Here is a 6,901-nt window from a genome sequence, read left to right as displayed (position 1 = left end):
GGGGAGCACCACAAAGGTCGGCAAGTTGTCACGAAGGTTCCCGATCGCGTAGGAAATCCACGCCCCCATAGACGGGAATCCCGGCTGGATGAAGCCCGTGTTCATCATGTACGAGGCGGGGCCGTGGACACTGGACTTGCTGGCCATCGCCATAAAGAACGCCATTTCGTCCACGAGTTTTGCTTGTTCGGGAAATACCTCACTCACCCAGCGTCCCGACTGGCCGTACTGCTTGAAGGTGAACGGGCTCTGGAGGCACAAGCCAGGGGCACTGGCCAATCCCTCGGGCCGGATGTGGTCCGGGAGCTTTTGGCCGTGGTACTTGATCAGCGCGGGCTTGTAGTCGAAGAGGTCCATCGGGCTTGCGCCGCCGTTCATGAACAGCTGGATGATTCGCTTCACTTTAGGCGGGTGGTGCTGCATGTTTAGTGAGCCCTGCCCGGCGGGATCTGTCGGTGTCGCCTGGCTGTCTTTGGCTAGCAGGCTGGTCAGGGCGAGGCCCGCGAAGCCCCCGCCGAGTCCGGTCAGGAACTCGCGTCGGTTGGTGGGAAAACCCCAGTGATCATCGTTCATCTATCCTACCTATCAGTCTATGAACAGGAACGCATTGGCGTTCAGAATAACGCGGCAGGTCGCCTCAAGCCCATGAGCACTCGCCATGGTTTGTAGCACTTTCCGCTCTTTGTCGGTGAGGGCTCGGCCCCACGCCAGAGTCGCCGCCCGCTCGATCTGGCGCGGGAGAGCTCCGCCCTCAGCTACCACACGCTTCGCCAAGGACTGGGCGCACGAGAGCACGAAGTTGTTGTTGTAGAGCGTGAGAGCCTGCAGGGCCGACACACTTGTGCCTCGGGTGGGGGAGAGCAGGGTCAGGTCGGGGAAGTCCAGCGAGTCCATGAACGGGTCTGGAATGGAGCGCCAGACCGTGCGGTAGACCGAGCGCCGGTTGGCCGCGGGGCTCTCCCAGTCGAACGCCGCATAGTCCAGGGCGGGTGTCATCTGCGGCCCTGGGCCTTGCTTGAAGTGGTTGACCCCCGGTCCCCCCATGGTGAAGTCAATCCGCCCGGCGGTCTGCAGCGTGGCGTCCCGGTACTGGTCGGCATCCAGGCGGAGGCGATTTGCCCGCCACAGCAGCCGGTTGTCCCTATCGAGCTTGTCCGCCTCCGGGCGGTTGGTGGAGCTCTGCCGGTAGGCGTGGCTTGTCACCAGCAGGCGGTGTAGCTTTTTGAACGACCCCTGCGCGTCGTCCTTGAACCACGCCGCGAGATAGTCTAGCAGCTCAGGATGGCTCGGTGCGCCGCCCATGCGGCCAAAGTCGCCGGGCGTGTCGACAATGCCCTTGCCAAAGTGGTAGTGCCAGACGCGATTAACGATGCTGCGCCAGGTCAGGGGGTTGCGGCGATCCACGACCCACTCCGCGAGCGCGGCGCGGCGCTGGCTCTCCTGCGTCATGTCGCGGCGCTTGAAGTAGAGCCCAAGCTCCGGGAATGCCGACAGCGCCCCTGGCCCGACCACCTGCTTGGGCCGACTCATCTCACCCCGCTCCAGCACGTGGATTTCCCGGGGCTTGTCGATATTGACGAAACCCACATCGGCCACATCGGCGGCTTTCGCGGCGACGTAGACACGCTTGAGTGGTGGCAGGGACGCGATGCCATCGGCGGCCGTTTCCCGCAGCGCGAACGCGGCGAGCTCCACGCGGGTGGCCTGGTCCGGCGTGGGGGCCTTCAGCAGCTCGGCCACCTTCGGGGGCACGGCGCAGAGAGTCGCACGGGGGGCGTCGGCGACACTCAAGCGGAAGCGTCCTAAAATGTGGCCCGCACCGTCGTTTTGTTCGAGAACCACCTCAAGCGCGTCACCATCGGCAAGTTCGAGGGGCTGGGCGAAGGCGAGCACGAGGTGGTGATCCTTGCCAGACTCTGGTCCGATGCCCCACGCGGAGCCGGAGTTGCCGTCTGCGGCGTGCGCGGCGTCCTTGTTCGGCTGGGCATAATCGGCGCTGGCCCGGACAATTTTCGCCTTCTCGCGCTTGCCCCCGACCCGCAGAACCTCGACCGAAACTTCGCTCAAGAGAAAAGCGCCATCGTCCGCGCGTCCGGCTCCACCCTTGGGGAGCTCAGGCGATGCCAGTGCATCTACTCGGAGAGCACCGACGCGACTGGCACCGGGGCGGGTGAGGAGTGTGTAGGTGTCCTTGGCCGGGCGGGGGCCACTCACCGCAACGCGGCCATCGTCGGTGAGGGTGAACGTCGCGCCCCCCGTGCTACTTGCTTTCTGCACCAAGACCGGCTTCCATCCGCCAAAACGAGAGATCGCCGACAGAAAAGTACCCACTGTCGGCTGATGCTCGGTAGCGAGGATGCGATTCGCGTTCTTGCTGTCGGCGACTTCCTTTAGCTTGTTCCACTTTGCGCGCTGTTCCGCGATGTCGGGCTTCTCGTCGTAGGTGACATCGCCCTTGATCACGCCCGCGAACACGGCCTGTAGCGCCCAGTAGTCTGTGGTGGGGACGGGGTCGAACTTGTGGTCGTGGCACCGTGCGCAGTTGGCGGTGGTGCTGACGAAAGTAGACATAGCCTGGTTGACCATGTCGTCGCGGTCGAGGATCTGGAACGGGACGGGGGCGGTGTAGTAGGCGCTGAGATCAAAGTTGCCGGCGCTCAGGTAGCCCAGGGCGGGGGTGAGATCCGGGCGATTCGGGTAGAGGGCGTCCGCAGCCAGCTGTTCGCGGACGAAGCGGGCGTAGGGGACATCGTTGTTGAAGGTTTGGACGACATAGTCGCGGAACGGCCAGGCGTTCTTACGGCCCATGTCATGCTCGGAGCCGTGGGAGTCGGCGTAGTGGATGGTGTCGAGCCAGTGCCGGGCCCAGCGCTCACCGTAACGCGGCGATGCCAGCAGCCGATCCACGACCCGCTCGTAGGCACCCGGCGCTTTGTCGGCCATAAACGCGGCGATTTCCGCTTCCGGGGGCGGGAGGCCAATGAGGTCGAACGTGACGCGGCGGATCAGGGTGGGGCGGTCGGCGGCGGGTCCCATGGCAAGGCCCTTGGCGGCGAGGCGCGCGTCCAGGAAGCGGTCCACGGGGTGGGGTGCCTTGCCGGAGGGAAGGGCGGGTTTCTGGATCGGTTGGAGCGACCAGTGCGTGTCCCCGGTGGGAGTAGCGGCACCCGCCTCGGGCCAGGAGGGGCCGGATTGGATCCAGCTGCGCAGAGTTGCCACCTCGGTGGGGGTTAGCGGGGTCTTCCCGCTGGTTTTAGGCGGCATGATCAGATCGGTGTCTGTGGTGGAGACCCGCTGGATGACAGAACTGGCGTCGGGATCGTGCGGCACCAGGCCCCGAGCCCCGCTGCCTCCCCCGGTCAGTGCGCTCTTGAGCTGAGTCAGTTTCAGTCCGCCCGCCCCTTGAATGTCGCCATGGCACGGCATACACTTGGCCCTCAAGAGCGGCTGAACCTCCTTGGCGAAGTCGGGGCCCTGGGCGGCGGGTGCCTTGATCTGACTGGACGACCGAGCGGGCAGCAGGGCAGCACCGGCGATCGCGAGGGATGTCAGCGCGAGGAGAGCACCACGACGCGGAAGTGTTTTAGTCATAACTGTCTGATTATGGCAGAAGTGTGCCATTTTCTGCCACAGACCCGGGGGGAACTGCGAATCAGTTTTATCTCCCGGCCTCGCACCACTCGCCATGGGCACCCCCTGGGTACGGGCTTCGCGAAGGGTTTTGGGGCTTGAGCTACCCCCTTCGTAGGGAGGAACGACCGAGAACTGCACCCAGGGGGTACCCAGGTAGCCGTCTCAGCGGCGGGGGGAGGTAAACTTGCCCCACCCGCAAGGTTGCTTTATACTCTAGGCATCGATTGCCGTCGCCCCGTGGGTGAAAATTGCCCACGTCGTCGCACCGCGAACGAGAAAGAGGCTCATTGCCATGACACCCGTCACCACAACAACGACGAACACCAAGACCGTTTTTCAAACGAAGGCCCCCTTTGGAGTGATGAAGACTCGAACCTTCACCGTACTTGCCACCCTCCTGCTGATCGAGGGCGTGATGATCGGGCAGGTACTCTCACGACCCGCCGCGGCACAGACCGCTGCGGCAGAGGACTGCAAAAAAATTATTGATAAAGTGGCGCAAGTCGCATGTTGGGTGAAAAAAGTAAAGGCGGGAGAGAAGAACCTTCTTAAGGCGGAGCTGGGTAAGGCGGATCTGACTGGGGCGGATCTGACTGGGGCGGATCTGACTGGGGCGGATCTGACTGGGGCGAGGCTGGTTGGGAAGAATCTGAGTGGGGCGAAGCTGACTGGGGCGAAGCTGGCTGGGGCGAGTGTGCGTTATGCGGATCTGACTTTGGCGAAGCTGACTGGGGCGAATCTGAATGGGGCGCGTCTGCGTCAGGCGACTCTGAATTCTGCTGATCTGAGTAAGGCGGATCTAACTGGGGCGGATCTGTCAAATGCGGATATGGCTGAGGCGAATCTGACTGAGGCGAATCTGAATAATGCGGATCTGAGTTGGGTGAATCTGAATAATGCGGATCTGAGTGCGGCGAATCTGACTGGGGCGAAGCTGCACGCGGCGGGTCTGGGTACGGCGAATCTGACTAAGGCAAATCTGTTTGGGGCGGATCTGACTTTGGTGTTGATGTCTGGTGCGAATCTGACTGAGGCGAATCTGACTGGGGCGAGGCTGGTTGGGAAGAATCTGAGTGGGGCGAAGCTGACTAAGGCAGTTCTGACTGGGGCGAAGCTGAACGCGGCGGATCTGACTGAGGCGAAGCTGACTAATGCGGATCTGACTAAGGCAGTTCTGACTGGGGCGACTCTGACTGGGGCGGATCTGCGTGTGGCGAATCTGACTGGGGCGAATCTGACTGGGGCGAATCTGATGAATGCGCAGATGAGTGGGACGGCTCTGCGTAAGGCGGATCTGACTGGGGCGAAGCTGACTAAGGCAGTTCTGTTTGGGGCGAATCTGACTGGGGCGGAGCTGGGTAAGGCGGATCTGACTGGGGTGGGTCTGCGTGTGGCGGATCTGAGCCAGGCGAAGCTGATTGGTGCGAATCTGACTAAGGCAAATCTGTTTGGGGCGAATCTGACTGATGCAGATCTGACTGATGCAGATCTGACTGGGGCGGATCTTCGTGGGGCGAATCTGACAAATGCGGATCTGAGTAAGGCGAAGCTGACTGGGGCGAAGCTGACTGGCATCAAGAAAGACAAGGATACCAAGGGCCTCCCTCCCGGCAGCTAACCCTTGCCCACATATCACACGGGCGGTAGGGACAGCACTCCGCGCTGTCCCTACCCTTTGGTTGTGCTACTTCCTGCGCCGTGCTACTTACTTCCTGCGCCGTGCTACGATGCCACCGACCATGCCTAGGGCGAGAGTGCCGGGGTCGGGAGCGGAAGAATCAATGCCGATTCGTTACGCGCCCATTTGAGGTTCTGCAAGAAACGAGGGTTGACTAAACCGTCTGCGATTGAGTCGGACTCGTAAATACGGCGCAGGAAGCAACAAGAGCGCATACCACAGGACGACCAGCTCGGCGGGGGGCGAGGCGACGGAGAGCGCGGCGTAGGGGAGGGCGGCGAAGGCGAGCGCGAGGGTTTTGAGGAGCGTGAGCCCTAGCTCAATCAGCCACCAGAGCGGGGTGAGAAACGGGAGCGCGACGGCAGCGAGGCCGGCAAGTAGCAGCAGCTCGGCGAGGGCGGCGATGGGCAGGTTGGCGAGTGGGGCAACCCAGGAGAAGAGGTTGTAGTGATACGCCACCAGCGGCGCGGAGCCAATTTGTGCAAGAATGCCGATCAGCAGGCCGACGGTGCAGGCGCGGAAGAAGCGGGTGAGGGGGTGCTGGTCAGGCTCCCACGGCCAGATGAGATTTTCGAGTGGTCGTGCCCAGGCGACTAAGACGCTAACCGTCGCAAACGAGAGCTGTGTTCCGGGATCGTAGAGGGCGAGGGGCTCAGCGAGCAGGATCAGAATGGCGGCGAAGGCGAGGGTATGCAGGGGCTCGGCCTCGCGCTTCAGTAGCGGGGCGAGGAGCATCACTGTGGTCATGACTGCGGAGCGCATCACGGCACCGCCCGTTCCCGCCGCCAGCGCGTAGGTCCAGAGCAGGGCCAGCGCTAGAAGGGTCGGGAGACGTTTCCCTCGGCCAAAGAGCGCCACTAACACCGCGGCGAAGACACTCAAGTGCAGGCCCGAGGTCGAGAGGATATGGATCGTGCCCGTGCGGGCAAACGCATCTTGCAGGCTGGCGGGAAGCTGGCTGCGGTCGGAGACAAGCAGGCCGGAGAGCAATCCCGCATCATTGGAGGGTAAATGGATCTGACAGGCGCGGCGGATGGCCTCACGGAGCCGCTCGGAGGGAGTGGGCGGAGTATTGGTCGTGCTGAACGGCACTTTAATGGCCCACAGAACCGTGTGAACCCCGTGACGTTGGAGATAGGCTCGGTAGTCGAACTCACCGGGGTTGGTGGCACGAGGGGGAAGCTCTAAGCGACCATGCACCGTGACCCGATCTCCGCGATGGAGAGGGAGGGGGGTGCGTGTCGTGACTTGCACCCGGCCCTCAGCACTGGCCAGTATAAAGCGTATCCCCCCCTGACGCGTGGGCTCAGGAGCCGTCTCGACGGTGCCTCCGAGAATCTGGTAGCTCCCTGCATGCTTAGTCAGACCATCGGGGCGCAGGGCACGCTGGGTCTGGGCGAGGGAGAAAAACAAAAACGGTAAGAGTAAGAGTGCCGTTGTGAGGGTGGGGCGACGCAGAAAGGCTATTCCCGCGAGGGCGCTTGCGAGTGCCAGTGCGTCGAAAAAGAGGGGCTGGTTGGGAAAGAGCGGCGCGGTAAGAATCCCGAGCACCACGAGCGCCAGAGCGGTGAAGAGAGGGCGCAGACGCAC

At 62.9% G+C, this 6,901-nt stretch carries 4 protein-coding genes; 1 reads left to right on the top strand and 3 read right to left on the bottom strand.

Annotated elements, in window-relative coordinates:
• Positions 1 to 573 (bottom strand): DUF1501 domain-containing protein (locus tag RMO15_RS08865; RefSeq protein WP_309710782.1); only part of this gene is annotated, 573 nt, incomplete at its 3' end.
• A 12-nt stretch (positions 574 to 585) separates the two neighbouring features.
• Entirely contained in the window at positions 586 to 3,591 is a 3,006-nt protein-coding gene (locus RMO15_RS08860; RefSeq protein WP_309710779.1) for a PSD1 and planctomycete cytochrome C domain-containing protein, read from the bottom strand.
• A gap of 334 nt (positions 3,592 to 3,925) precedes the next feature.
• On the opposite strand from RMO15_RS08860, the gene RMO15_RS08855 reads away from it, so the two are divergent.
• Positions 3,926 to 5,251, top strand: coding sequence for a pentapeptide repeat-containing protein (locus RMO15_RS08855; protein ID WP_309710777.1), 1,326 nt, complete (start codon positions 3,926 to 3,928; stop codon positions 5,249 to 5,251).
• A 174-nt stretch (positions 5,252 to 5,425) separates the two neighbouring features.
• Here RMO15_RS08855 and RMO15_RS08850 read toward each other — a convergent pair whose 3' ends face one another.
• Positions 5,426 to 6,901 (bottom strand): ComEC/Rec2 family competence protein, encoded by a 1,476-nt coding sequence (locus RMO15_RS08850; RefSeq protein ID WP_309710773.1) that lies wholly within the window; start codon positions 6,899 to 6,901, stop codon positions 5,426 to 5,428.

This window comes from Armatimonas sp., assembly GCF_031410135.1.
Classification (GTDB): domain Bacteria; phylum Armatimonadota; class Armatimonadia; order Armatimonadales; family Armatimonadaceae; genus Armatimonas.
This window is presented reverse-complemented; position numbering and strand designations above follow the sequence as displayed.

Bases quoted from the DNA above. Each gene is read 5' to 3' on its own strand.
- RMO15_RS08860 (WP_309710779.1), bottom strand. From the start codon at position 3,591: ATGACTAAAACACTTCCGCGTCGTGGTGCTCTCCTCGCGCTGACATCC.
- RMO15_RS08855 (WP_309710777.1), top strand. From the start codon at position 3,926: ATGACACCCGTCACCACAACAACGACGAACACCAAGACCGTTTTTCAA.